Source organism: Streptomyces aureus (genome assembly GCF_000725495.1).
GTDB classification, from domain to species: Bacteria; Actinomycetota; Actinomycetes; order Streptomycetales; family Streptomycetaceae; genus Streptomyces; species Streptomyces aureus_B.
Map to the genome: position 1 here is coordinate 60362 of NZ_JNZD01000005.1, position 26206 is coordinate 86567.

At 72.5% G+C, this 26206-nt stretch carries 22 protein-coding genes and 1 pseudogene; 10 read left to right on the top strand and 13 right to left on the bottom strand.

The window, feature by feature from the left end; genetic code table 11:
- Positions 1-145: 145 nt before the first annotated feature.
- From IO36_RS10285 to leuA, 4 genes and pseudogenes are all read right to left on the bottom strand, one after another.
- Positions 146-1318: pseudogene (locus IO36_RS10285) on the bottom strand (sensor histidine kinase); the annotation flags it as partial.
- An 86-nt stretch (positions 1319-1404) separates the two neighbouring features.
- Positions 1405-3486 carry an MMPL family transporter gene (locus IO36_RS10290; RefSeq protein ID WP_078943109.1) on the bottom strand — a complete coding sequence of 694 codons (2082 nt, stop codon included), beginning with the start codon at positions 3484-3486 and terminating at the stop codon, positions 1405-1407.
- Between the two features lie 156 nt (positions 3487-3642).
- A complete protein-coding gene (locus tag IO36_RS10295) occupies positions 3643-4338 on the bottom strand; it encodes a TerB family tellurite resistance protein (RefSeq protein ID WP_037618706.1) in 696 nt (231 codons plus the stop codon).
- Between the two features lie 185 nt (positions 4339-4523).
- Positions 4524-6275, bottom strand: coding sequence for a 2-isopropylmalate synthase (gene leuA / locus IO36_RS10300; protein WP_051900288.1), 1752 nt, complete (start codon positions 6273-6275; stop codon positions 4524-4526).
- Positions 6276-6595: 320 nt separating this feature from the next.
- Between leuA and IO36_RS10305 the strand changes: the two genes are divergently transcribed.
- The 7 genes from IO36_RS10305 (at position 6596) to IO36_RS10335 (ending at position 14195) form a co-directional block, all read left to right on the top strand.
- Positions 6596-7651: a M4 family metallopeptidase gene (locus IO36_RS10305; RefSeq protein WP_037618707.1), complete on the top strand. Its 1056-nt coding sequence runs from the start codon at positions 6596-6598 to the stop codon at positions 7649-7651.
- Positions 7652-7683: 32 nt separating this feature from the next.
- On the top strand, positions 7684-7950 hold the full coding sequence (locus tag IO36_RS10310; RefSeq protein ID WP_037618708.1) for a protealysin inhibitor emfourin: 267 nt from the start codon (positions 7684-7686) through the stop codon (positions 7948-7950).
- Between the two features lie 68 nt (positions 7951-8018).
- Positions 8019-9323 (top strand): GH1 family beta-glucosidase, encoded by a 1305-nt coding sequence (locus IO36_RS10315; RefSeq protein ID WP_037618709.1) that lies wholly within the window; start codon positions 8019-8021, stop codon positions 9321-9323.
- Complete coding sequence (locus IO36_RS10320) at positions 9320-10582, top strand: MFS transporter (protein ID WP_037618710.1); 1263 nt, start codon at positions 9320-9322, stop codon at positions 10580-10582. The genes IO36_RS10315 and IO36_RS10320 overlap by 4 nt, the downstream gene beginning before the upstream one ends.
- Positions 10583-10909: 327 nt before the next feature.
- The gene (locus IO36_RS10325; RefSeq protein WP_037618711.1) at positions 10910-11386 is read left to right on the top strand and encodes a hypothetical protein; all 477 of its coding nucleotides are present in this window, start codon (positions 10910-10912) and stop codon (positions 11384-11386) included.
- 291 nt (positions 11387-11677) lie between these two features.
- On the top strand, positions 11678-13003 hold the full coding sequence (locus IO36_RS10330) for a beta-xylosidase (RefSeq protein WP_051900290.1): 1326 nt from the start codon (positions 11678-11680) through the stop codon (positions 13001-13003).
- A gap of 166 nt (positions 13004-13169) precedes the next feature.
- Complete coding sequence (locus IO36_RS10335; RefSeq protein ID WP_037618713.1) at positions 13170-14195, top strand: WxL protein peptidoglycan domain-containing protein; 1026 nt, start codon at positions 13170-13172, stop codon at positions 14193-14195.
- Here the strand turns inward: IO36_RS10335 and IO36_RS10340 are convergent.
- The gene (locus tag IO36_RS10340; protein ID WP_037618714.1) at positions 14089-14427 is read right to left on the bottom strand and encodes a P-II family nitrogen regulator; all 339 of its coding nucleotides are present in this window, start codon (positions 14425-14427) and stop codon (positions 14089-14091) included. The genes IO36_RS10335 and IO36_RS10340 overlap by 107 nt on opposite strands.
- The gene (locus IO36_RS10345) at positions 14424-15731 is read right to left on the bottom strand and encodes an ammonium transporter (protein WP_037618715.1); all 1308 of its coding nucleotides are present in this window, start codon (positions 15729-15731) and stop codon (positions 14424-14426) included. Before IO36_RS10345 ends, IO36_RS10340 begins: the two co-directional genes overlap by 4 nt.
- A gap of 256 nt (positions 15732-15987) precedes the next feature.
- Between IO36_RS10345 and era the strand changes: the two genes are divergently transcribed.
- Positions 15988-16980 (top strand): GTPase Era, encoded by a 993-nt coding sequence (era, locus tag IO36_RS10350; protein ID WP_037618717.1) that lies wholly within the window; start codon positions 15988-15990, stop codon positions 16978-16980.
- Between the two features lie 56 nt (positions 16981-17036).
- On the opposite strand, the gene IO36_RS10355 is transcribed toward era, so the two are convergent.
- Both IO36_RS10355 and IO36_RS10360 read right to left on the bottom strand, forming a co-directional pair.
- The gene (locus IO36_RS10355) at positions 17037-17390 is read right to left on the bottom strand and encodes a cytidine/deoxycytidylate deaminase family protein (protein ID WP_037618718.1); all 354 of its coding nucleotides are present in this window, start codon (positions 17388-17390) and stop codon (positions 17037-17039) included.
- 43 nt (positions 17391-17433) lie between these two features.
- Positions 17434-18255, bottom strand: coding sequence for a helix-turn-helix transcriptional regulator (locus tag IO36_RS10360; protein ID WP_107065690.1), 822 nt, complete (start codon positions 18253-18255; stop codon positions 17434-17436).
- Positions 18256-18396: 141 nt separating this feature from the next.
- Here IO36_RS10360 and IO36_RS10365 point away from each other — a divergent pair, with 141 nt between their 5' ends.
- On the top strand, positions 18397-19908 hold the full coding sequence (locus IO36_RS10365; protein WP_078943110.1) for an MFS transporter: 1512 nt from the start codon (positions 18397-18399) through the stop codon (positions 19906-19908).
- 24 nt (positions 19909-19932) lie between these two features.
- Here the strand turns inward: IO36_RS10365 and IO36_RS10370 are convergent, their stop codons facing one another.
- From IO36_RS10370 to IO36_RS10390, 5 genes are all read right to left on the bottom strand, one after another.
- Entirely contained in the window at positions 19933-20292 is a 360-nt protein-coding gene (locus IO36_RS10370) for an MmcQ/YjbR family DNA-binding protein (RefSeq protein ID WP_037618721.1), read from the bottom strand.
- A complete protein-coding gene (locus IO36_RS10375) occupies positions 20289-21593 on the bottom strand; it encodes a hemolysin family protein (RefSeq protein ID WP_037618722.1) in 1305 nt (434 codons plus the stop codon). Before IO36_RS10375 ends, IO36_RS10370 begins: the two co-directional genes overlap by 4 nt.
- The gene (gene ybeY / locus IO36_RS10380; protein ID WP_037618724.1) at positions 21590-22087 is read right to left on the bottom strand and encodes an rRNA maturation RNase YbeY; all 498 of its coding nucleotides are present in this window, start codon (positions 22085-22087) and stop codon (positions 21590-21592) included. Before ybeY ends, IO36_RS10375 begins: the two co-directional genes overlap by 4 nt.
- Before the next feature lie 12 nt (positions 22088-22099).
- Complete coding sequence (locus IO36_RS10385; protein WP_051900291.1) at positions 22100-23158, bottom strand: PhoH family protein; 1059 nt, start codon at positions 23156-23158, stop codon at positions 22100-22102.
- A gap of 154 nt (positions 23159-23312) precedes the next feature.
- Positions 23313-24416: a carbohydrate kinase family protein gene (locus IO36_RS10390; protein WP_245173231.1), complete on the bottom strand. Its 1104-nt coding sequence runs from the start codon at positions 24414-24416 to the stop codon at positions 23313-23315.
- Positions 24417-24850: 434 nt separating this feature from the next.
- On the opposite strand from IO36_RS10390, the gene IO36_RS10395 reads away from it, so the two are divergent.
- Entirely contained in the window at positions 24851-26182 is a 1332-nt protein-coding gene (locus tag IO36_RS10395; protein WP_037618726.1) for an MFS transporter, read from the top strand.
- Positions 26183-26206 lie beyond the last annotated feature (24 nt).

Here is a 26206-nt window from a genome sequence, read left to right on the forward strand (position 1 = left end):
CCGGTTCCGGGCCCACTCCAGGGGCCGGGCGCACCCCCGTGCCCGGCTCCAGGCCCGCCCCCGTACCCGGCTCCAGGCGCACTCCTGCGGGCGATTCCAGGCCCACCCCCGTGCCCGGTTCCGGGCGCGGGTCCGGCACCGTGCCCAGGGGAAGGACCGCCCGGACCGCGAATCCGCCCTCCTCGCGGGTCCCGGTCTCCACCGTGCCGCCCACGCTGCGGGCCCGTTCCCGCATTCCCACCAGCCCGAAGCCGGGCGGGCCGCCCGCGTCGCCGGCGCCGTCGTCCGTGACCGACACCCGCAGCGCCCAGCCGTCGGTGTCCAGGTCCACCCGGACGCGCGCGCCGGGACCCGCGTGCCGTACCGCGTTGGTCAGCGCCTCCTGGACGATGCGGTAGGCGGCGGCGCCCACGGCGGTGGGAACGCCGTCGGCCCCCCTCAGCGCCGGGGCCTCCACCGCCGTGCCCGCGGCCCTGGCCGCCGCCACCAGGTCGGGCACCCCGTCGAGGCCGGGCAGCGGGCCCCGGGCCTGACCGCCGTGCTCGGAGTCGCGCAGCACCTTCAGCGTGGTCCGCAGTTCGCCGCGCGCGCTCCGGCAGGTCTCGGAGATGTCGTCGAGGGCCTTGGCGACGGCCGTACGGTCCAGCCGGTCGGGGTCGGCGGCCAGGACGTGGGCGGCGACGGAGGTCTGCACCCCGATCAGGGTGATGCTGTGGGCGAGCAGATCGTGCAGGTCCCGGGCGATGCGCAGCCGTTCCTCGGCGACCCTGCGGCGGGCCTCCTCCTCCCGGGTGCGTTCGGCGCGTTCGGCGCGCTCGACGACCGAGGCGAAGTACTGCCCGTGCACCCGGACGTACACGCCGAGCACGATGAACGCGACGATCCAGCCGGTGACGCGCAGCGCCTGGGTGCCCTCGGTGGTGCCCTGCCCGAACTTGACCGTGAGCATGATGCCGATGACTCCGCTGCCGATGAGCAGCGAGCGCAGCGGGCTTCCGGTGACGGCGACGGTGAACAGCGCGGTCATCGAGACGAGCAGCGGCGCGCTGTGGTCGAAGTCGAGCGCGTGGTACGGGGCGACGCAGGCGACGAGCAGGAGGAACGCCGGGAGCGGGGCGCACCGCCGGAAGACCAGCGCGAGGTGGGCCCCGGTCAGCAGGGTCCAGCCGAGCGCGTCGGGCCGCCGCCCGTCGGTGTGCAGGGTGAGCGCCACGGCCATGTCGAGGATCAGCAGCACGCCGGCGAGCAGCGCGTCCTGGCGCAGGAGCCGCGCCCGGGCGACGTTGCCCCGGTACCCGGAGCCGGTGAGGTGCAGCAAGCGTTTGACGTCCACCGCTTCATCTTCCGTGAGGGGGCGCCCCCGCGGGAGACGGGGGCGCCCGGAACCTGTCGTCCGGTGCGGGGTCAGCCCACGGGGGCGGGCTCCCTCGGTCCGGCCGGCTCGGGGTCCGGTTCGCGGGAGAGGGCGCCCGGCCACCAGACCTTGCGGCCCAGGGCCACGCTCGCGCTGGTCACCAGGTACGTACGGACGAGGAAGGTGTCGAGCAGCACCCCGACCGAGATGACGAAGCCGAGCTCGACGAGCTGGAGGAGCCCCATGTTCGTGAGCACCGCGAAGGTGGCCGCGAGGACGAGGCCGGCCGAGGCGATCACCCCGCCGGTGGTGCGCAGCGCGGTCAGCGCGGCGGCGGCCGGTTCGGCTCCGGACAGGGACTCCTCCCGCATCCGGTGCATGAGGAAGATCCCGTAGTCGACGCCCAGGGCGACGAGGAACACGAAGGACAGCAGGCCGAGTCCGGGGTCGGTCCCCTCGAAGCCGAGCAGCGGGCCGAAGACGAGACCGCCGATGCCGAGGGCCGCTCCCCACACCGCGATGACGGCGGCGACGAGCAGCAGCGGTGCGACGAGCGAGCGCAGGAGCAGGATCAGGATCAGCAGCACGGAGACCAGCACGATCGGGACGACGACGAGCCGGTCGCGGGCGTCGGTGTCCTGGAGGTCGATCTGCTGGGCGCTGGGGCCGCCGACGTAGGACCCGTCGAGGTCGGCGCGCAGGGCCTTGATCGTGGCGGTCTCGGCCGCCGACTGCGGGGCGCCGCGCGCGATGACGGAGAGCTCCGTCCAGCCCCCGCCGCTGCGTCCGCGTTCGGCGCTCGCGACCCCGGCGTGCCCGCGTACGGCGGACAGGGTCGCCTCCGCCCGTCCGGTGGGCGTGATGACGGTGATGGGCTGGGTGCCCCGCTCGGGGTAGGCGCGGGCGAGGGTCTCCAGCGCGGTGACCGAGTCGGGCCGGTGGGCGAAGGAGTCCTGCTGCTTGAGCGGTCCGGGCAGGTTCAGGGTGCCGAGGGCCAGCGCCCCGAGGAGGGCGGCTCCGGCGGCCAGGACGACGAGGGGCCGGCGGCCGGCGGAGGACCCCATCGCGGCGAACAGGCCCCGCCGCGAGGAGGGCTCGCTGCCGTACGCCGGGACGAGCGGCCAGAACACCCGGCGGCCGAGCAGGACGAGCACGGCGGGGAGCAGGGTCAGCATGGCGACGAGGGCGCAGAGGACGCCGACGGTGCCGGTCGGACCCATGCCCCGGCTGCTGTTCAGGTCGGCGGCCAGCAGGCACAGGAGTCCCGCGGCGACGGTCCCGGAGGAGGCGAGGACGGCGGGCCCGCAGCCGCGCAGGGCCTCCCGCATGGCCTCGTAGGGGCGTTCCACGCGCCGCAGTTCCTCCCGGTAGCGGGAGATGATCAGCAGGGCGTAGTCGGTCCCGGCGCCGAAGACGAGGATCGTCATCACGCCCGTGCTCTGGCCGGAGACGGTGGTGCCGAACGCCTGGTGCAGTCCGTAGGTGACGCCCATCGACAGATAGTCGGCGACACCCGCGACCGCGAGCGGGACGAGCCACAGCAGCGGACTGCGGTAGATGAGGATCAGCAGGACGGCGACGACGGCGACGGTGGTGTAGAGCAGCGGTCCGCCCAGCGAGTTGTAGACCTCGCCCGCGTCGGTGGCCAGGGCGCCGGGCCCGCCGACGACGACGCTCATCCCGTCGGTGGACCGGGCGACGTCCCGGACGTCGTTCACGAACGCGTCGCGCTTCTTCTCGTCGGTGCCGGGCGCGGTGCTGGCGAGGGGGTACATCAGGGTGGTGCCGTCGGCGGACGGGACGGCCCGGGGTGTGCCGGTGAGCGGATTGGCCCGGGTGATCGCGGCGATCTGGCGGGCCGCGGTGTCACGGTCGGCGGCGCCGAGGCCCCCGTCCCGGTGGTAGACGAGGACCAGTTCGGTGGCCTCGCCGCCGGGCAGCCGGTCCTCGATCTTCGCGACCCGGGTGGAGTCGGCGCTCGCGGGCAGATAGTCGACGGCCCGGTCGTGCTGCACGTCCGACAGCTTCGCCGCGAACGGGCCGACGACGGCCAGCAGTCCGATCCACAGCGCGAGCACCGCCCACGGCACGGCCCGCCGCCGCGGGCGCGTTCTTGTCTCTCCGGCCCCCATGGACAGGGCCTCCCTTCGGTCCGGATGTCTGGTTCCGCGTTCCAGACTTCCGTTCCGCGCCCCGCCTTTCGTCGCCCGCCGGAGCGAGCCGGGGCCTACTGCGGGGGGTGTCCCAAGGCGGGCGTTACTCCCCGGGGAGTACTGCGGGGGTGCCCGCTACGAGGGTGTCCGGGCCGTGGCCAGCAGGCGGGTCACGTCGTCGGAGCAGATCGTCAGGGCCGCGCCCACGGTGGCCAGCGCGTCGCGTTCGGCGGGCGTGTAGGGGCCGTCCGCGAGGGCGATGCGGGCGCCCTGGAGGAGGATCGCCTCACGGCCGGTCGGTGCGAGGTGCGGGGCCAGCGGGTCCAGGGCCTCGTGGAGCTCTATGGCCAGGCTCGCTCCGCAGGGCTCGCCGAAGAAGCGGCCGGTGTCGGCGGCGAGGGCCTCGACGAGGGCGTTCAGCTGGTCCTCGGTGCAGTCGTCGAAGCCGGCCGAGCGGACGGTCGCGGCGGCGGTCTCCAGGGACGCCCGGGCGCAGCAGCCGCCCGCCGCGAGGACGGCGAGGGCGACGGTGTGGACGGCGTCGCGGAGCATCGCGGAGAAGCGGGTGGTGGTGGGGTGGTCCAGGACGTCGGCGCCGTAGTGGCTGCGGCAGGCCGCGCATTCGACGACGGGCCCGGTCTCGCCGCGCGGCAGGACCGGAACACCCAGAAGGGTGAAGCGGCGCCGGCCGGTCAGCCGCTGGTAGTTGCGGTCGCCGCCGCAGCCGGGGCAGAAGAACTCGCCGTCGCCGACGGTGCTCCACGCCGTACGGGTGCCCAGGATGCGGGGAACCTGAACTGCACGACCGTTTCGTCCCCATCCTGGCAGCACGTCGCACACCTCCGTAACCACGCGGCAACATCGCCGCGCTGGCGTGATGTTAGCCACATTGTCGAGGTGTCGTCAGTACCTGGGACGAGACCTGCTTGTTACCTGCACACGGATTGGCCGGGACACGACCCGGCCCCGCCCGCCTCGAAAGGCGGACGGGGCCGGAAAGACGCAGGTGGGCGCGGTCAGCGAGCGGCGCGGTTGACCGCGGAGACGACGGCCTTCAGCGAGGCACGTGTCGTATTCGCGTCGATGCCGATTCCCCACAGGACCTTGTCGCCGATCGCGCACTCGATGTACGAGGCGGCCTGCGCGGAGGCGCCCTCGCTCATCGTGTGCTCCTGGTAGTCGAGCAGGCGTACGTCGACGCCGATGGACTGCAGGGCGTCGAAGAACGCGGAGATCGGGCCGTTGCCGGTACCGCTCAGGACGGTGTCGGCGCCGTCGACCGTGGCCTCGACGGTCAGGGTGTCGACGCCGTCCTTGTCCGTGGTGGACTGGCCGGTCCTGACCTGGATACGGCCCCAGGCGTTGTCGGGGTTGGGCAGGTACTCGTCCTGGAAGGTCGCCCAGATGTCCTTCGGCGTGACCTCGCCGCCCTCGGCGTCGGTCTTCGCCTGGATCATCTTGGAGAACTCGATCTGCATCCGGCGCGGCAGGTCCAGCTTGTGGTCGTTCTTCAGGACGTAGGCGATACCGCCCTTGCCCGACTGCGAGTTGACCCGGATGACGGCCTCGTAGGAGCGGCCGACGTCCTTCGGGTCGATGGGCAGGTACGGGACGGCCCACTCGATGTCGTCGACGGTGACGCCCTTGGCGGCCGCCTCGGCCTCCATGGCGTCGAAGCCCTTCTTGATGGCGTCCTGGTGGGAGCCGGAGAAGGACGTGTAGACCAGGTCGCCCACGTACGGGTGGCGCGCGTGGACCTCCATCTGGTTGCAGTACTCCCACGTACGACGGATCTCGTCGATGTCGGAGAAGTCGATCTGCGGGTCGACGCCCTGGGAGAACAGGTTCATGCCCAGGGTCACCAGGTCGACGTTGCCGGTGCGCTCGCCCTGGCCGAACAGACAGCCCTCGACGCGGTCGGCGCCGGCCATCAGCGCCAGTTCGGCGGCGGCGACGGCGGTGCCGCGGTCGTTGTGGGGGTGGATCGACAGGCAGACGTACTCGCGGCGGGTCAGGTTGCGGTGCATCCACTCGAACCGGTCGGCGTGCGTGGACGGGGTCGAACGCTCCACCGTGGCGGGCAGGTTGAGGATGATCTCGCGGCCCGGACCGGGCTGCCAGACGTCCATGACGGCCTCGCAGACCTCCAGGGCGAAGTCCAGCTCGGTGTCGGTGAAGATCTCGGGGCTGTACTGGTAGCCGAACTCGGTCTCGGGGCCCAGCAGCTTCTCGGCGTACTCCACGACCAGACGCGTGCCGTCGACGGCGATCTGCTTGATGTCTTCCTTGGAGCCGCGGAAGACGACCCGGCGGAAGACCGGCGCGGTGGCGTTGTACAGGTGGACGTTGGCGCGCCTGGCGCCCTTCAGCGACTCGACGGTCCGCTCGATCAGGTCCTCGCGGGCCTGGGTCAGTACGGAGATCGTCACGTCGTCCGGGATCGCGGTCTCGTCCTCGATGATGGAGCGGACGAAGTCGAAGTCCGTCTGGCCCGAGGCGGGGAAGCCGACCTCGATCTCCTTGTAGCCCATCTTGACCAGCAGGTCGAACATCTCGCGCTTGCGCGCGGGCGACATGGGGTCGATCAGGGCCTGGTTGCCGTCGCGCAGATCCGTGGAGAGCCAGCGGGGGGCGACGGTGATCCGGTTGTCGGGCCAGGTCCGGTCGGGGATGTCGACCTGGTCGTAGCGGCCGTACTTGTGGACCGGCATCGACGTGGGGCGCTGACGGTTGGGACGGGCGTGCTGGCTGCTCTGGCTGTCCGCCATGATGCGTGGGCTCCTCAGGATGTCCGAAAGGACGGCCGACGGCGCAACGCCAGACTCCGCGGGGAGGGGGTCGGCCTCGACTACAGGCCCTCGCCGCGGCAGCTAAGAAGAAGCAGCCCGAAACGCATGATGCTCCGCAGCCTAGCCGAGCCGCGCTCCGTGCGGAGGGCTGTATCAGTATGCGGGATCGCACCCCCCGAAAGGGACAAAAAGTGCGCCATACCACTTCCGGGCGGAATCCTCGGCTCCTTATCCCCCCATTTCACCAATCATGGTTGCACGTAGTGACATCGACGTCACTCAGTGCAAGGGTGCCGGGCATGAAGACCAACGGGGGCTTCGAGCCCGTCCACTGCACCATCGTTCCGCCCCACGTCCTCGACCGGATCGCCCGGCACGAGGACCCCGCGCTCTCCGGTCCCGCGCGCCAGACCCTGGAGCGCGACGCGTACGAGCGCACCCACCGCCGGCTGACCACCGTCGTCGCCGCGCCCACGGGGACCGGCGACCCCGCGCCGCACCGCACGATCTACGACGCCCGTCACCACCAGGACCTGCCCGGCCGGAAGGTCCGCGGAGAGGGCGACAAGCCGGGCAAGGACGCCACCGTCAACCGCGCGTACACCGGCCTCGGCGCGACCTTCGACCTCTATCTGAAGGCCTACGGACGCACCTCGATCAACGGCGACGGCCTGCCTCTGGACGCGACCGTGCACTACGACACGCACTACAACAACGCCTTCTGGAACGGCGAGCAGATGGTGTTCGGCGACGGCGACGGCGAGATCTTCCTCGACTTCACCATCCCGGTCGACGTCATCGGCCACGAACTGACCCACGGCGTCACCCAGTACACGGCGAACCTCACCTACTTCGGCCAGCCGGGCGCCCTGAACGAGTCGATGTCGGACGTCTTCGGCTCGCTGATCAAGCAGTACGCGCTCGGCCAGACCGCCGGCGAGGCCGACTGGCTGATCGGCGCCGGGCTGCTCGCCCCGCGGGTGACCGGCACCGCCCTGCGCTCCATGAAGGCGCCCGGCACCGCGTACGACGACGACGTGCTCGGCAAGGACCCGCAGCCCGGGACCATGGACGGCTACGTCCGCACCGGCCGGGACAACGGCGGGGTCCACATCAACTCCGGCATCCCCAACCACGCCTTCTACCTCGTCGCCCAGGCGCTCGGCGGTCACGCGTGGGAGCGGGCCGGGCAGATCTGGTACGACGTGCTGACGGGCGGGGAACTGCCGCAGCAGGCCCTGTTCTCCGACTTCGCGCGGCTCACGCTCGCCGCGGCGCGGACCCGGTACAACGAGGGGGAGGAACTTCAGGCCGTGACGAAGGCCTGGGAAGAGGTCGGAGTGACGTCCGACTGACCCGGGCACCCGAGTCGTACGAGAGGGGACCCATGCGGATCGAGGTACGGCGTACGGGCGGGTTCGCGGGCATCGAGCGCCGTGCCGAGGTGGACACCTCGGCACGGCCCGACGCGGCCGAGTGGCACGCCCTGGCCGAACGGGTGCTCGCCACCGAAGGAGACACCCACCCGGCCGGTGTCCCGGACGGCTTCCACTACGAGATCACGGTGGACGGCACGACGGTCCGCGCGGCCGACCCGCACCTCACCGACGCCCAGCGCGAACTGGTCTCCCGCGTGCTGAAGGAGGGGGCCTGAGGGCCTGCCCCGGCGCGGGTTCACGCGGAACCGTTGACTTCCGTTACCGCAGGTACGGATGATCGCGCATGGCGACGAACCCACTCCCGCAGTTCCCCTCCGGCTTCCTCTGGGGCGTGTCCACCTCGGCCCACCAGATCGAGGGGGCCGTCGATCTGCGCGGCCCCTCGGTGTGGGACGCCTTCACGGCCGTGCCCGGGCACGTCAAGGACGGTTCCACGGCGGCGGTGGCCTGCGACCACTACCACCGCTACCCCGAGGACGTGGCACTCCTGAAGGACCTCGGGGTGGACGCTTACCGCTTCTCGGTCTCCTGGCCCCGGGTGAACTCCCCCGGCGGCCTCGACTTCTACGACCGCCTGGTCGACGCGCTGTGCGCGGCCGGCGTCCGGCCCGTGCCGACCCTCTTCCACTGGGACCTGCCGGCCGAGCTGGACTGGGCGGACCGGGACACCGCCGAGCGGTTCGCCGCGTACACCTCGGTCGTCGCGGAACGCCTCGGCGACCGGGTCAAGAAGTGGATCACCCTCAACGAGCCCGCCGAGCACACCCTGCTCGGGCACGCGCTCGGCGCGCACGCCCCCGGGAAGCAGCTCCTGTTCGACGCCCTGCCGGTGGCCCACCACCAGCTCCTCGCCCACGGTCTGGCCGTACGGGCGCTGCGCGCGGCCGGGGCCGACGACATCGGGATAGCCAACTCCCACGGACCGACCTGGGCCGCCTCGGAGCGCACCGAGGACGTGGAGGCGGCCGACTTCTACGACCTCCTGCTCAACCGGCTCTTCGCCGACCCCGTCCTGCTGGGCCGCTACCCCGACGGCATCGCGGAGCTGATGCCCGGTGACGTCGAGGCGGACCTGAAGATCATCGGCGAGCCGGTCGACTGGTACGGGATCAACTACTACCAGCCGACCGGCGTGGGCGCCCCCGAGGGCGCGGAGATCGAGTTCGGCGGACTGACCCTGCCCGCCGAACTGCCCTTCACCGTCAAGGAGCTGGAGGGCTACCCGAGAACCGACTTCGGCTGGGCGGTGGTGCCCGAGGGGCTCACCGAGCTGCTCACCGGCTTCCGCGAGCGCTACGGCGACCGGCTCCCGCCCGTCGTCATCACCGAGAACGGCTGCAGTTACGAAGGCGTCGACGACCAGGAGCGGATCGCCTTCCTCGACGGTCACGTCCGGGCCCTGCACCGGGCGCTGGAACAGGGTGTCGACGTCCGCGGCTACTTCGTCTGGTCGCTGATGGACAACTTCGAGTGGGCGGAGGGCTACCAGCGCCGCTTCGGTCTCGTGCACGTCGACTACGAGACCCTGGAGCGGACCCCGAAGGCCTCCTACGCCTGGCTGCGGGACGCCCTGCGGGCGCAGAGATGACCGCCGCCGACGCCGCCCCGCCCGTCTCGGCGCTCGCCGAGCCCGTCGAGCGGGTCGGCCGGGGCTGGACCTCCGCGCTCTCGCTCGCCAACGGGGCGATCTGGGTGGGCTGGTACGGCCCGCTCCAGATCCTGCTCGCCTCCCAGGCGGAGGACTTCGCGCCCGGCTCCGGCATGTCCAAGGAGACGATGCTGGCCTGGGTGACGGGCGCGGGCGCGGTCGTCTCGCTCGTCGCCAACCCGCTCTTCGGCGCGCTGTCCGACCGGACGACCGCGCGGTGGGGCCGGCGCACGCCGTGGATCGTGGCCGGAGCGGCCGGCGGGGCGCTGTCCCTGCTGCTCCTCGCGGGCGCGGGCGGGGTGTGGACGATGGCGGCGGGCTGGTGCCTGGTCCAGCTGACCCTGAACGCCGCGTTCGCCGCCGTCACCGCGGCCGTCCCCGACCGGGTGCCGCGGCTCCAGCGCGGCAGCGTGGGCGGCTGGCTGGGCGCGGCGCAGATCCTCGGCGTGGTGGGCGGCACCGGGCTCGCGACGGCGGCCGGGGGCACCGGCGGCGGGTACGCGGCCTGCGCGGTGTTCACCCTCGTGGGAGTCCTGCCGTACGTCCTGCGCCATGAGGACCTGCGGCTTCCGGTGTCCGCCCGGCCGCCCTGGTCGGGGCGGGAATTCCTCACCTCCTTCCGGCTGAGTCCGCGCGAGCACCCCGACCTCGCCTGGGCCTGGCTGACCCGCTTCCTGATCAACCTCAGCAACGCCCTGGTGCTGCTGTACCTGCTCTACTACCTGCGGGACCGGCTGCGTCTCGACGACCCCGAGCAGGGTGTCCTCGTCCTCACCGCGGTGAACGGGATCACGCTGCTGGCCACCGTCGTGGTGGGCGGGATCTGGTCGGACCGGCTGGGGCGGCGCAAGCCGTTCGTCATCTGGTCCGGCGTCCTGATGGCGGTGGCCACGGCGGGCCTGGCCTGCTGGCAGACCTGGCCCGGCGCGATCGCCGCCGCGGCCGTCCTCGGCATCGGCTTCGGCGTCTTCACCTCCGTCGACTTCGCCCTGATGACCGACGTCCTGCCGACGGCCCTCGACCGCGGGAAGGACCTCGGCGTCATCAACATCGCCAACGCCCTCCCCCAGGTCGCGGCCCCCGTCCTGGCGGCCCCGGTCGTCACCTACCTGGGCGGCTACCGGGTCCTGTACCTGCTCGCCGCGGTGATCGGTCTGGCCGGGGCACTCCTGGTGGTGCGGATCAGGGGAGTGGACTGAGCGGACGGCCCTCCCGGGCGCCGGACCACCGGCGGCCTCCGGCGCCCGGGAGCCAACTTCGGCCACTTTTCACGACCGTTGAAGGAAAGGGCTCCCTTCCCTTGCAATCGTGAGGCGCCCGCGCCTCAATGGAGCCGCACATTCCGACGGACCGTCGGTCACGCCTCCGCACGGCGTCCCGCACCCCCACGAGCGGACGGTCCGCGTACACGTCTCCCCGCACCCTCACCGGCACAGAGGTGAGAAGCCCGTGTGCCCGGACCCGGGCCCACTGCTCCGTCCCGACCATCCCCACATGGCAATTCCCCCACCAGGGAAGGGATTTCGATGAGAGGCACGCGACTCGCAACACTGTCGGCGTTAGCCGCCGGCACTCTCGCCGCGACCGGACTGGCCTTCGCGCCGGCCGCCGCGGCGGTCACTCCCCAGACCGCCACCGTCACCGCGACCTGCACCATCGGCGGCGGCGGTGCGGCCACGCTCACGGCCACGCAGGACGGCACGGCCGCGACCGTCACCCTCAGCTCCACCGCCATCACGGCCCCGATCCCGATCGCCGCGAACTCGGTCACCTCGACCCTGTCCATGGTGAACGCGAACGGCGGGACCACGGCCTTCAGCGGCAGGAAGAACCCCGCGATGGCCACCGGCAGCGGGGTCTCGGTCGGCCCCCTCGACGGCACCGTCGCCTCCGGCGACAGCCTGGAGTTCTACGGCGGCTCCCTGAAGATGACCATCTTCGGCATCACGATCACCTGTACGGCGGACGCGCCGCAGTCCCCGGGCCCGTTCGTCTTCGACTGAACCGCCGCGCCCTGACGTGAGGAGGGCCGGTGCCGCCCGCGCGCAGCGGCACCGGCCCGACACCCCGCGGCCTCCCCGGGCCCCCTCCGGACCTCTCCGGGCTTCCCCGGGCCTCCGGCACGACGACGCTTCCGCCGCGTGCGGCCCGGCCGCCGACCATGACAGAACCTGATGGGCCATCAGTCAGTGCGCCGGGACTCCATTGACTTCTCACACGACCGGCACATCAATGTCCCCCTGGCGGCGCAGACGAGCCGCTGCGCCCGCATCCCTCAGGAGGGGGCACCAACCATGTCAACCAAGGGTCCGACAACCCGAAGACGCCGCGTCGCGGCCCTTCTCGGGGCGACCGTGCTCGCGCTCACCGCCGGGGGCGCGCTGGCCGCCCCGGCCGGAGCCGCACCCGTGAACGTGGACTTCGCCACGCACTGCATCCCGCCGGCGATCGCGGGCCTCCCGCCGATCGACGGCACCACCACCGCGAAGATCACGGTGGACAACGCGAGTCCCAAGGTCGGCGACACGGTCACCGTGACGTACACGGTGGTCACACCCGCCGCGAGCAACCCCGTCGATCTCGCGCTGCCGGCCGACATCATGACGCCCACCGGCAAGGTCGCGCTGGGCGGGGCCCAGACCGGAAGCGTCACCGTCGCCGGTCCGAAGAAGAACGACCCGGTGCCGGCCAAGGGCGCCTTCCCGTCGTTCAGCATGACCGGGACGTTCACCGTGACCGCGCCCGGCGCGATCACTCTGTCGCCCGGCGACTACAACATCCACACCAGCTACATCATGGAGCTGGACACCCCGTGCACGGTCACCAATCCGCCCGCCCCGGTGTCGGAGACGGTCACCGCGACCGGCGGACAGACCAACACCCGGGCCATCCAGCTCGGTTCGGCCTCAGGGAACCCCGGTGACAGCGTGACCGTCACCGGCAGCGGCTTCACCCCGGGCGCGAGCGTCACCCTCGCCGGACGGTCCGGGGCCACCCAGACCGCCGACACGGCGACCGTGACCGCGGACTCCCAGGGCTCGGTCAGCGGCTCGCTCGTCGTCAACGACAAGACGACGACCGGCGTGGTCGCGTACGAGGGAGGAAGCTGGAACCCGGACACCGGGGCCGGTCCGGCCGCGTACGTCGTCATCGACAACACCCCCGTCCCCGCCGGCAGTCAGAAGCTGACCACCACGGTGAAGGCGGGAACGCTGTCGATGACCCAGGCCGGGGACGCCGTCGCACTGTCGTCGGTGGACTACGGCAAGGGCGGCGCCTCCACGGGCTCCCTGCAGACGGTGACGGTCAAGGACTTCCGCGGCGGCCCCGCGGGCTGGTCCCTGACCGGCAAGGTCACCGACTTCACCGGCCCCGGCGCGAAGATCGACGCCGGTGCCCTGAGCTGGACCCCGGCCTGCGCGACCAAGGCCGGCAGCCCGAGCACCTGCCAGGCCGGCTCGTCCGGCACGGTCGGCACCTCGGGAGCGACCCTGGCGTCCACCCCCAACGGGGGCGTCACCGGTGGTGAGTTCACCGTCGACGCCGGACTGTCGCTGAACGTACCGGCGTTCACGCCTCCCGGCTCGTACTCCGGTGTGCTCACGCTGACGCTCAGCTGACCGGTCCGCCCTTCGACCGGTCTTCCGCACCCCGTGGCCGGGCGCGCACCCGCCCGTCCACACAGCACCCCTCCCCACCGAGTCCGTCACCACAGCGTCCGTCACGACGGCGCCTGTCACCACGGCAGCCGCCCGTCGGCGAAGCCGTCCGCGGGGGTCCGCACCCATGCGCAAGCCGTACGCCCTCCTCCTGAGCGTGTTCCCGGTCCTGCTCGCCCTCCCGGCCCTCCTGGCCGCGCCCGCGTACGCGGCCGACAACGGCAGCTGGTCGGTCTACCCGGTCTCCTCGCGCATCGCCGCGCGGCCCTACTTCTACCTCTCCGCCGATCCCGGCCAGACCCTCCGGGACAAGGTCACCGTCGCCAACAAGACCGGTGGCCCGCTGACGTTCCGGCTGTACGCGGCCGACGCCTACAACACCGCCCGGGACGGCGGTTTCGCCGTGCGCACCCTGGCGGAGAAGCAGCGCGGGGTGGGGGCCTGGGCCCGGCCCGGGCGCACGCGGATCACCGTTCCCGCGCACGGCACGGTCACGGTGCCGTTCACGCTGCGGGTGCCGCAGCGGGCGGAGCCGGGCGATCATCCGGGCGCCCTGGTGGCGCTCGACGAACGGATCGAGACGGGCTCGGGCTCCCTCTCGGTCGGGGTGCGGCGCGCGGTCGCGGCCCGGGTCTACCTCAGGGTCGGCGGGCCCACGGTCCCCGCCCTCGCGGTGGAGAAGGTCCGCCTCACCCGCCACCAGCCGCTGATCCCCGGTACCGGCGCCGCCACGGCCACCGTCTCGTACACGCTGCACAACACGGGCAACGTGACGCTGAACCCGAAGGTGCGGCTGCGGGCCGAGGGCCTCTTCGGGCGCACCCTGCTCTCCCGCGACCTCGCGGGCATCCCCTCGGAACTGCTGCCGGGCCAGCGGGTGCGGCTCACCGCGCCCTGGCACGGGTCGCCCCAGCTCGACCGGGGCAGGGTGACGCTGACGGCCAGCGCCGCGGGCACGAAGGAGTCGGCGAGCGTGTCGTTCCTCGCCCTTCCCTGGCTTGCGGCCGTCCTGGCGGCGGCCCTGGTCGCCGCCGCCGTGGTGGCCCTCAGAGCGCGTCGGGCCCGCGTTCGCCCGTCCGTACCCGTACGACCGTCTCCACGGGTACGGACCACACCTTTCCGTCCCCGATCTTCCCGGTCTGCGCGGCCCTGACCACGGCGTCGATGACCTCGTCGGCCTCCGCGTCCTCGACGACGACCTCGATCCGGACCTTGGGGACCAGGTCGACCTGGTACTCGGCGCCGCGGTACACCTCGGTGTGGCCACGCTGCCGCCCGTAGCCGCTGGCCTCGGTGACGGTCATCCCGTGCACACCGAGCGCCTGGAGGGAGCCCTTGACCTCGTCGAGGCGGTGGGGCTTGACGATCGCGGTGATGAGTTTCATGCCTGCGGCTTGGCCTTCTGCGCGACGGGGAGGGACGAGGACACCGGGGCGCCGTGGCCCAGGACCCCGTGATCGTAGGCGCTCTCGGCGTGCACCGTAAGGTCCAGGCCGGTCCGCTCGTGCTCCTCGTCCGCGCGCATCCCCAGGAACCGGTCGATCGCGGTGCCGATGCCGTACGTGGCGCCGAACGCGTACAGTCCGACGGCCAGCACGCCCACCAGCTGCCGGCCGAGCTGTCCGAGCCCTCCGCCGTACAGCAGCCCCTCGGCACCGCCGGTCATCGTGTGGACGGCGAAGACGCCGATGAGCAGCGTGCCGATGATCCCGCCGACCAGGTGGACGCCGACGACGTCCAGCGAGTCGTCGTAGTCGAACCGGAACTTCCAGCCCACGGCGTAGGAGCAGACCACGCCGGCGGCGAGCCCGACGACGAGCGCGCCCAGCAGGGACACCACGCCGCACGACGGGGTGATGGCCACCAGGCCCGCGACGGCGCCGGAGGCCGCGCCGAGGGTCGTCGGGTGGCCGTCGCGGCGCTGCTCGACCAGGAGCCAGCCGAGCAGGCCGGTGCAGCCGGCCGCGAGGGTGTTGAGGAAGGCCGCGGCGGCCAGACCGTTCGCGCCGAGGGCGGACCCGGCGTTGAAGCCGAACCAGCCGAACCACAGGAGACCGGCGCCGAGCACGACCATCGGGAGGTTGTGCGGCCGCATGGCGTCCTTCTTGAAGCCGAGCCGCGGTCCGAGCACCAGGCACAGCGCGAGCCCGGAGGCGCCCGAGGCGATCTCGACCGGCATGCCGCCCGCGAAGTCGAGCGCGCCGAGACCGTCGTGGATCCAGCCGCCCGGGCCCCACACCCAGTGGGCGACGGGAACGTATACGAGCAGTGCCCAGACGGGCACGAACACGAGCCAGGCCCCGAACTTCACCCGGTCGGCGACGGCCCCGCTGATCAGCGCGGCGGTGATGATCGCGAAGGTGAGCTGGAAGGTCGCGAACAGCAGGGTGGGGACGCTCCCCTGGACGCTGTCGGGACCGATCCCGGCCATCCCGGCGTGCTCGAGACCGCCCACCAGCCCGCCGAACGCGTCCGGGCCGAACGCGAGGGAGTACCCGGCGGTCAGCCACACCACCGTGACCAGGGCGATCGAGACGAAGCTCATCATCAGCATGTTGAGCACGCTCTTCGCGCGGACCATGCCCCCGTAGAACAGGGCGAGACCGGGGGTCATCAGGAGGACGAGCGCGGTGGCGGCGAGCAGCCAGGCGGTGTCGCCGGTGTCGATCCGGGAAGCGGCCAGGGTCACGGTCTCTCCAACGGAGTGGGGGCACGGGGAGGGCGTCGTCAGAGCGTCGTCGGCGTGCGTTTCCGGTTGCGCACGCGGACGTTTCCGATGTGTTTCATTGCGCCCCGATTTCCGATTCCTCACGGTGCGGGCGGCCGGCCCCGCGCCCGGGACACCCCGGACGGGAGAAGCGGAACGACCGCTTCATGGATGCGGGGGCGACGGCGCCCGTGGTGTCGGCCACCTTGGTACGGCGGGCGCCCGACGATCAGGGACAATGGGCGCCATGAGCGTTCGCAACCAGTCATCCGAGCCGTCCGAGGACAGGGGCTCCTCCGGCGCCCTCGACGCGGTGGAGCCCCACCGTGCCGGCTTCGCCTGTTTCGTGGGCCGTCCCAACGCGGGCAAGTCCACCCTGACGAACGCTCTGGTCGGCCAGAAGGTCGCGATCACCGCGAACCAGCCGCAGACCACGCGGCACACCGTGCGCGGCATCGTGCACCGGCCGGACGCCCAGCTGATCCTGGTGGACACCCCCGGGCTGCACAAGCCGCGCACCCTGCTGGGCGAGCGGCTCAACGACATCGTCCGCACCACCTGGGCGGAGGTCGACGTGATCGGCTTCTGTCTGCCCGCGAACGAGAAGCTCGGCCCGGGTGACCGTTTCATCGCGAAGGAACTGGCGTCGATCAAGAAGACGCCGAAGATCGCGATCATCACCAAGACCGACCTCGTCGACAGCAAGACGCTCGCCGAGCAGCTCATCGCGATCGACCAGCTCGGCCGGGAGCTCGGCTTCGAGTGGGCGGAGATCGTCCCGGTGTCGGCGGTCGCGGACAAGCAGGTGGGCCTGCTGGCCGACCTGATCGTCCCGCTGCTGCCGGAGGGGCCCGCCCTCTACCCGGAGGGCGACCTGACGGACGAGCCGGAGCAGGTCATGATCGCGGAGCTGATCCGCGAGGCCGCGCTGGAGGGCGTCCGGGACGAGCTCCCGCACTCCATCGCGGTCGTGGTGGAGGAGATGCTGCCGCGCGAGGACCGTCCCGCGGACAAGCCGCTCCTGGACATCCACGCCTTCGTCTACATCGAGCGCCCCAGCCAGAAGGGGATCATCATCGGCCCCAAGGGCAAGCGCCTGAAGGACGTCGGCATCAAGTCCCGCAAGCAGATCGAGGCCCTGCTGGGCACCCCGGTCTTCCTCGACCTCCATGTGAAGGTCGCCAAGGACTGGCAGCGCGACCCCCGGCAGCTGCGCAAGCTCGGCTTCTGAGGGAGCCCCGGCCCGGGGGAGGGATCCGGTCCCGCCCCCGGGTCACACGCGTGTGCTCAGCCCGCGGTCACCGTCGTGTGCACCGCGCCGTCGGGGCCGGCCAGCAGCACCGGCGTCGCGGGCCCGGCGAGATCCCGTACGGCCGCGCGGTCCGCGTCGGCGACGGCTCCGGCCTCGGACACCACGGCCGCCGCCTCCAGGGACTTCGCCCCGGACGCCACGGCCATCGCCACGGCCGTCTGCAGGGCACTCAGCCGCAGGGAGGCGAGTTCCACGGTCCCGGCGACGTACGTACGCCCCGTCTCGTCGCGTACGGCCGCGCCCTCGGGCACGCCGTTGCGGGCCCGTGCGGAACGGGCCAGGGTGACGATCTTGCGGTCCTCGGGGTCGAGCGCGCTGCTGTCGGTCATGACCAGAGCATACGAAGTGCCGGCGCCGTCCCCCGCCGAAGGGTCACCCCGCCACCGGGTACATCGAGCCGCGGCGCCCCTCCGGCGAGGCGAGCCACTCCAGCTTGGCGGCCGTGTTCTCCTCCGGCAGCGGTGTGTGCAGCACGATCGTGAGGTCGGGCCGGACCGGCACCTTCATCGCGGTGGACTCCACGGCCAGCAGTCCCACCAGCGGATGGTCGAGCTCCTTGCGGATCTGCCCGGCGTCCTCGATGTCCCTGCGTTCCCACAGCCGGGCGAACTCCTCGCTGGCCCCGGTCAGTTCGGCCAGCAGCTCGCGGAAGCCCTCGTCGTCCGGCGCGGCCGCGCACGAGGCCCTGAACTGGGCCACGACGGTACGGGCGTTGCGCTCCCAGGTGCGTGAACGGCCGCGGTACAGCGGGTCGGTGAAGAAGTCGACGATGCAGTTCTGGGTGTTCTCGGGGCGCATGCCGAGGACCACCGCGGCCGCGTCGTTGTACATGACGCAGTTGTAGTACGGGTCCATGATGTGCGCCGGGTACGGCATCCACGTGTCGATGAGCCGCCGCAGCCCGTCGCACATGTCCCGGTTCCCCGGGGCGACTTCGGGAGCGGGAGGGTTGAGTCCGGCGAGCGAGTACAGATGACGGCGCTCGGTGTTGCTGAGCCTGAGCACCCGGGCGACGGAGTCGAGGACCTGCGGCGACACGGAGATGTCCCGCCCCTGTTCCAGCCACTGGTACCAGGAGGCGCCCACGCCCGCGAGAACGGCGACCTCCTCGCGGCGCAGCCCCGGGGTGCGGCGCCGGGCGCCGCCGTCCGGGAGCCCCGCCTCGGCCGGTGACACCCGTGCCCGCCGGCTCATCAGGAACTCGCGCAACTCCGGGCGTCGCCCGGCCCTCGGCGCCTCCTCCGTCACGTGTCTCCCCCTTCGGTGACTGGTGGTGCGGCCACCAGCATAAGTTCCGGCTCCCCACGGATATTCCGGCCGCCGCACGCTCTTCCCATGACCACGCAGACGACCACCGAGTCCACCACCCGCACCCCCGGCGACGGCCTGCCGGGCATCGATCCGGCCACCACGAACGGCCCCCGGGCCGAGACCCAGGGCGGCTCGGGGGCCGGCCGGCTGCCGCGTCGCGACGCCCTCGTGCTCTTCGTGCTGTGCGCCGCCCAGTTCATGGTCGCGCTGGACTTCTCCGTCCTGAACGTGGCGCTGCCCGTGCTCGGCAAAGACCTGGGGATGAGCCCGTCCGCGCTCCAGTGGGCGGTCACCGCGTTCGCGCTGCCCTCCGGCGGCTTCCTGCTCCTCTTCGGCCGGATCGGCGACCTGTTCGGCCGCCGGGGGCTCTTCCTCGCCGGGCTGACCCTGTTCGGGGCGGCCTCCCTGCTCGCCACGCTCGCCTGGGACCCGGCGGCCTTCCTGGCCGGACGGGCCCTCCAGGGGCTCGCCGCGGCGGCGATCGTGCCGACCGGCATGTCGCTGCTGACCACGACGTTCCCCGAGGGTCCGGCCCGTGACCGCGCGCTCGGCATCTCCGGCACGCTCCTGTCGCTCGGCTTCACGGTCGGCATGGTGGCGGGCGGCGTCCTGACCGACGTGCTGGGCTGGCGTTCGACGATGGGCCTGCTGTCGCTGTTCGCGCTGGTCGTGCTGCCGCTCGCCGTCACGCTGCTGCCCGCCACCGAGGCCCGGCACACGGCCGTGGACGGCGCCGGGGGCGGCCCCCGCCTGGACGTCCCCGGCGCGGTCACCGTCACCGGCGGCCTGCTGGCCCTGATCTACGCCCTGTCGACGGCGGCCGAGCGCGGCTTCGGCGGCGCGGACGTCGTCACGACGCTCGCCCTGGGCGTGCTGCTGCTCGGTGCCTTCGTCCGGATCGAGTCCCGCGCCCACGCCCCGCTCGTCAGCCTGCGGATGCTGCGCCGTCCCACCGTGGCCTGGGGCAACCTGGGCGGCCTGGTCACCTTCTCGATGATGTCGACGGTCGTCTTCGTGCTGACCCTCTACCTCCAGGAGACGCTCGGCCTCTCCGCCTTCGAGACGGGTCTGGTCTTCGGGGTGCAGGGCGCGCTGTCGGCCGTCGCCGGGATGTACGCCCCGAAGGTCATCGGCCGCTTCGGCGCCCGGCGCACCCTGGCCGGCTCGCTCGCGGGCCAGGGTCTGCTGGTGGCGGGGATGCTGCTGCTGAACGCGCACGTCTGGTCCGTGTGGATCGCCGTCACCGGGGTGTCGCTGGCCAGCATGTTCCACCTGGGCGCGATCATCTCGTACGGCCTGACCGTCACCTCGGGCGTCCCCGACGAGGAGCAGGGCCTGGCCACCGGCCTGGTGACCTCCACCCAGCAGGTGGGCATCACCGTCGGCATCCCGCTCCTCGGGGTCCTCGCGACCACCTCGGACGACCTGCTGAGCGGCGTCCACACGGTCCTCGCCCTGGACGCGGCGATCGTGCTCGCGGCGGCGGCCCTGGTCGCCGTGGGGCTCGGACGGCGGGGCGCGGCGCGCACCCGCTGAGGAGCGGCGCCGGGCCGCGCCCGGTCAGGGGCGGTCGAGGCGCAGCCGCTCGGCCCGGGGCAGCCCGGCCACGACGAGATCGTAGGAATCCTCGACCAGCTCCCGGACCAGACGGTCCGGGAGCTCGCCGTCGACGGTCACCGTGTTCCAGTGCCGCTTGTTCATGTGATAGCCGGGGACGATCAGCCCCGGGTGCTGCTCGCGCAGCCGGATCGCGTCCTGCGGGTCGCACTTGAGGTTGACCGTGAGCGGGCGCCCGTCCAGGTTCGACAGTGCGAAGAGCTTGCCCAGCACCTTGAAGACCGAGGTCTCGGGGTTGAAGGGGAAGTCCTCGACGGCCGCGTTGAAGGACAGGCAGAACGCGCGCAGCTGCTGCGGGGTCACTCCGGCTTCTCCTCCGGCGGGGGCCCGGCCGGGCCGACCGGCTCGACGAGCACCGTGACGATCTTGTTCCGGCGGCCGGCGGCGGCCTCCGCGGTGAGCCGCAGTTCGCGTCCGTCGGGCAGTTCGACGGCCGAGGAGGCCCCGGCGATGGGGACCCGGCCCAGGGCCTTGGCGAGCAGTCCGCCGACGGTCTCCACGTCCTCGTCGTCGTAGGCCTCGAAGCCGTACAGCTCGCCGAGGTCGGTGATGTCGAGGCGGGCGGTCACCCGGAAGCGGTCGTCGCCGAGCTCCTGGACGGGCGGCAGCTCGCGGTCGTACTCGTCGGTGATCTCACCGACGATCTCCTCGAGGATGTCCTCGATGGTGACGATGCCGGCCGTGCCGCCGTACTCGTCGATGACGACGGCGACGTGGTTGCGCTCCTGCTGCATCTCGCGCAGCAGGTCACCGGCGTTCTTGGTGTCGGGCACGAACGTGGCCGGCCGCATGGCCGTGGCCACCAGCTCGGACTCGGCGTCGCGGCTGATGTGCGTCTTGCGGGCCAGGTCCTTGAGGTAGACGATCCCGACGATGTCGTCCTCGTTCTCCCCGGTGACGGGTATGCGGGAGAAGCCCGAGCGCAGGGCCAGGGTGAGGGCCTGCCGGATGGTCTTGTACCGCTCGATGACGACGAGGTCCGTACGGGGCACCATGACCTCGCGCACGAGGGTGTCGCCGAGCTCGAAGACGGAGTGCACCATGCGGCGCTCCTCGTCCTCGATGAGCGACTCCTTCTCGGCGAGGTCGACCATCGCCCGCAGCTCCGCCTCGGAGGCGAACGGGCCGCGCCTGAAGCCCTTGCCGGGGGTGAGCGCGTTGCCGATGAGGATCAGCAGCGGCGGGATCGGGCCCATGATCCGGGCGAGCGGCAGCAGGACGTACGCCGCCGCGGTCGCCGTGTTCAGCGGGTGCTGGCGTCCGATGGTGCGCGGCGAGACCCCGACCGCGACGTAGGACACGAGGACCATGACGGCGATGGCGACCGCGAGGGCCTGCCAGGTCCGGTCGAACTCCTTCAGGCAGGCGAACACGACGAGCGCCGCGGCCGCCATCTCGCAGGCGACGCGGACCAGGAGCGCCACGTTCAGATAGCGCGTCGGGTCCGCGGCGACCTGCACGAGTTTCGCGCTGCCGCGCCGGCCGGCCCGGACCGCCTCCTCGGCGCGGAAGCTGGAGACGCGCGCCAGGCCCGCCTCCGCGCAGGCGGCGAGCCAGGCGACGACGACCAGGACGATGGCACCGACGACAAGCTGTGGGCTCATGACACGGTCGGGGCCGGAGACGGACCCGTGATGCCCTTCTCCGCGCGCCAGCCGTCCACGATGGCGGCCTGCAGGCCGAACATCTCGGCCTTCTCGTCGGCCTCCTCGTGGTCGTAGCCGAGGAGGTGCAGCACACCGTGGACGGTGAGGAGCTGGAGCTCCTCGTCCATGGAGTGCTCGGTCGGGGCGTCCTTGCCCTGGCGCTCGGCGACCTCGGGGCAGAGCACGATGTCGCCGAGCAGGCCCTGCGGCGGCTCGTCGTCGTCCTTCGACGGCGGGCGCAGCTCGTCCATCGGGAAGGACATGACGTCCGTGGGCCCCGGCAGGTCCATCCACTGGATGTGCAGCTGCTCCATGGCGTCGGTGTCCACGACGATCACCGAGAGCTCGGAGAGCGGGTGGATGCGCATCCGTGCGAGCGCGTAGCGGGCGATGTCGAGGATCGCCTGCTCGTCGACCTCGGTTCCGGACTCGTTGTTGACGTCGATCGACATGGCGGTGCTGGTCTACTTCCCCTTGTGGCCCCGGCTCTTGTGGGAGCCGTTCTCGGTGCCGTTCTCGCTGTCGTACTTCTCGTACGCGTCGACGATACGGCCGACCAGCTTGTGCCGGACGACATCCTGGGACGTGAGCCGCGAGAAGTGGACGTCCTCGACCCCCTCCAGGATGTCCTGGACCTGCCGCAGACCCGACTTCGTGCCGCTCGGGAGGTCGACCTGCGTCACGTCACCCGTGATGACGATCTTCGAGTCGAAGCCGAGGCGGGTGAGGAACATCTTCATCTGCTCGGGGCTCGTGTTCTGGGCCTCGTCCAGGATGATGAAGGCGTCGTTGAGGGTGCGGCCGCGCATGTACGCCAGCGGCGCGACCTCGATCGTGCCCGCCGCCATCAGGCGCGGGATCGAGTCCGGGTCGAGCATGTCGTGCAGCGCGTCGTAGAGCGGGCGCAGATACGGGTCGATCTTCTCGTAGAGCGTGCCGGGCAGGAAGCCCAGCCGCTCGCCGGCCTCGACCGCCGGGCGGGTCAGGATGATCCGGTTGACCTGCTTGGACTGGAGCGCCTGGACGGCCTTCGCCATGGCGAGGTACGTCTTGCCGGTACCGGCGGGGCCGATGCCGAACACGATCGTGTGCTTGTCGATGGCGTCGACGTAGCGCTTCTGGTTGAGCGTCTTGGGGCGGATCGTGCGGCCGCGCGAGGACAGGATGTTCTGCGTGAGCACCTCGGCCGGGGTCTCCTGGCCGTCGCCCTCCCCGTTCCCGCTCGCCCTGAGCATGGCGATCGAGCGTTCCACTGCGTCCTCCGTCATGGGCTGCCCCGTGCGGAGCACCAGCATCATCTCGTCGAACAGGCGCTGGACGAGCGCGACTTCAGCGGCGTCGCCCACCGCACTGATCTCGTTTCCCCGGACGTGGATGTCGGCCGCCGGGAAGGCCTTCTCGATCACGCGCAGCAGGGAGTCTCCGGACCCCAGAACGGTCACCATGGGGTGCTTGGCCGGGACGGTGAAGTGCGCGCGCGCCTGCCCCTGGACGGGGCCGTGAGCTGTGGGTGTCTGAGTCATGGGCCGGCTCTGTAGGCCTGCGTATCCTCCTCGGTCGGCACGCTTGCCACACGGGCAGCCTTGCGGTTCCCAGCGTACGTCGCGGCGCACACGGACCCGTAGGGCTTTTCTTCCGGTGACGAGGTCGTGACCTGAGGGCGGGCCGGACGGGGGCTCAGGCGGAGCGGCCGAAGCCGATCGTCGGGACGGCCCGGCGCAGCGGCCAGGGGCGGGTGACCTCCGGGAGCAGCCCCTCCAGGAAGGCGTACCGGCTCAGCGCCGCCGGGTCCTGGCCGGCGACCGAGTGGACCCGGCGCCACCAGGCGGCGATCTCCGACCAGCCGGGCGCCGACAGCGATCCGCCGAACTCCTGGACGGAGAGGGCGGCGGTCAGCCCGGCGAAGGCGAGCCGGTCGGCCAGTGGCCAGCCGGCCAGGGTCCCGGTGACGAATCCGGCGACGAAGACGTCCCCGGCGCCGGTGGGGTCCAGCGCCTCGACGGCGATCGCCGGGACCTCGGCGCTCTCGCCGGTGCGCCCGTCCACGGCGTAGGCGCCGTCGGAGCCGAGGGTGACGACGGCCAGCGGTACGTGCTCCGCCAGCGCGTGCGCCGCCGCGCGGGGGCAGTCGGCGCGGGTGTAGCGCATGGCCTCCTCGGCGTTCGGCAGGAACGCCTCGCAGTGCGCGAGATCGGCGAGTCCCGCAAGGTCCCAGCGGCCGGTGTCGTCCCAGCCGACGTCCGCGAAGATCCGGGTGCCGTTCGCGGCGGCCTGCTCGATCCAGGGCTCGCGGACTCCGGGGGTCAGCGAGGCGACGGCGGCGCGGGCGCGGGGCGGGCACGCGGGCGCGGGCTCCTCGGGCGGCGGCTCGTGCCCGTGGCTGACCATGGTCCGTTCGCCCTCGTACGCCATCGACACGGTGACCGGGGAGTGCCAGCCGGGCACGGTCCGCGACGGCGTCAGATCGATGCGCTCGCCCTGCTCCAGGGCGTCCCAGCAGTACTCGCCGTAATGGTCGTCGCCGAAGGCGGCGGCGAGGGAGGTCCGCAGGCCCAGCCGGGCGAGGGCGGTCGCCATGTTGGCGACGCCGCCGGGGCTCGACCCCATGCCCCGCGCCCAGGACTCGGTGCCGCGCACGGGGGCGGAGTCGAGGCCGGTGAAGATGATGTCCAGGAACACCGTGCCCGTCAGATAGACGTCCCAGGGCGGGTCGTCGGCCGTGCGCAGCCCGGCGAGCGGGTCGAGATGAGCGTGGCGGAACGGTCCCTCGCCGTTGATCACGGTGTGCTCCCTGGGGGTGGTCCGGATCTGGCCAGTGTGCACCACACCGGCCACCCCGGCCTCGGGTCACGCCGGAGCGTCCCTGGCCTCCGAGGCGGACATGCGCGTCCCGCGCGTCCCGGTCGGGCCGCGGTCCGCCGCCCGGTCCCGGCGCTCCTTCGGGCCTCCCACCTGCCCGGACGCGTGCACGGCCGCCGCCGGACAGCCCGGGGCGGGCGGCCCGGCATCCGGCTTGCCGCCGCGTCCGGCACGCGGGGAACGCCGCCTCTACCCCGCGTCCCGCGCCGCAAACGAAGAGTGCTCCAGATCACACGGCCACGCCTTCTTCGCGGACCCCCCACCTTGATACAAATTGCCCGCGCGTTCCTGTCCGTCGACAGCCGCCCCTCCCCCTCCTCATTCTTGAGCCGCTCTCGCCTGCCCTGGGAACGCCCGTGTCCGCCCGCACCCCCACGCCCTGGCCCCTCGTCGCCCTTTTCACGGCCGGGTACCTCGCCGCGTATCTGCTCCCCACCACCGTCGGCCGCCTCGACGCGGGACTCCCGCTGTCGGCCACCCAGGCCGGTGCCGTCGGCAGCCTCCTGCTGCTGAGCTCGGCCTCGGCCGGCTTCCTGCTCGCCTCGCGCGTCGACCGCTTCGGCCCGCGCGCGCTCGCCCGCGCCGGGCTGCTCCTCGCGGCCGCCGGCTTCGGCACCGCGGCGCTCTCCTCGGCCCTGCCCCTCGTCGTCGGCGGCGCGATGGCCGGCGGCTTCGGTTCGGGCACGGCCACCACGGTCGCCGCGACCGGGATCGCCGGCCGGCCCGATCCCCACCGGGTCACCACCCTCGGCCTCTTCGGCGTCTCCGGCCTCGCCGGCGCGCTGTACCTGACCATCCCCCACCTCGGCCCGGGACACGGCTACCCGCTCGCCGCGATCGCCTGCACGGCGCTGGTCGCGCTGTCCCTGACCGGGCGGCTCCCCGCCCGCACCCCGGCCTCCCACGCCGTGCGCCCCGTCGGCCCGCTCCCGCACCGCCGCCCCGGGCTGCTGCTCGCCGGCGCGATGCTCTTCTGGTCCCTCGCGCAGAACTCCCTGTGGGGGGTGAGCGGCCGGATCGGGCTGGCCCAGGCCGGTCTCACCGAGGTCGAGGTCGGCGCGGTCTTCGCGGTGGCGCTCGGTGCGGGGCTGCTCGGGACCCTCGGCGCGGGCGTCCTCGGACCCCGGCTCGGCCGGGCGCTGCCGATCGGCGCGGGCACGGCGCTGATAGCCGGCTGCATCGCCCTCAGCGCGGCGGCCACCGATCTGACGTCCTTCGCGGCGGGCGAGATCACCTGGAACACGGTGTACCCGGTCGTGCTCTCGTACGTGATCGGCCTCGCCGCGTCCATGGACCCGCGCGGGCGGTGGGCGGTCCTCGTCGGCTCCGCCTCCTCGCTCGGCACCGCGTGCGGCCCCCTCACGGGCAGCCTGCTGTCGGCCCGGGCGGGCTACCCGGCGATGGGAACGGTCCTGGCGGCCGGGCTGCTGCTGGTCGGTGTCCCGATGACGCTGGTGGCCCTGCGTCCGCGGCACGCCACCCAGATCGTGGAGCTGCCCGTGGCGGAGGCCAGCGCCGTGGAGATCCCGGTGCCGGAGATCCCCGTCGTGGAGATCGCCGTGGCGGAGATCCCGGTGGTGGAGATCCCCTTGGAGGGCGTGCCCGCCCAGCGGGAGGCCTACGGCACGGCGGGCCCCCGCCACACGGGCGCCACCACAGCCGCCCCACCGGGCCCGGCCGGCCCCTGACCACGGCGGCCCCGGCGGGCGCCC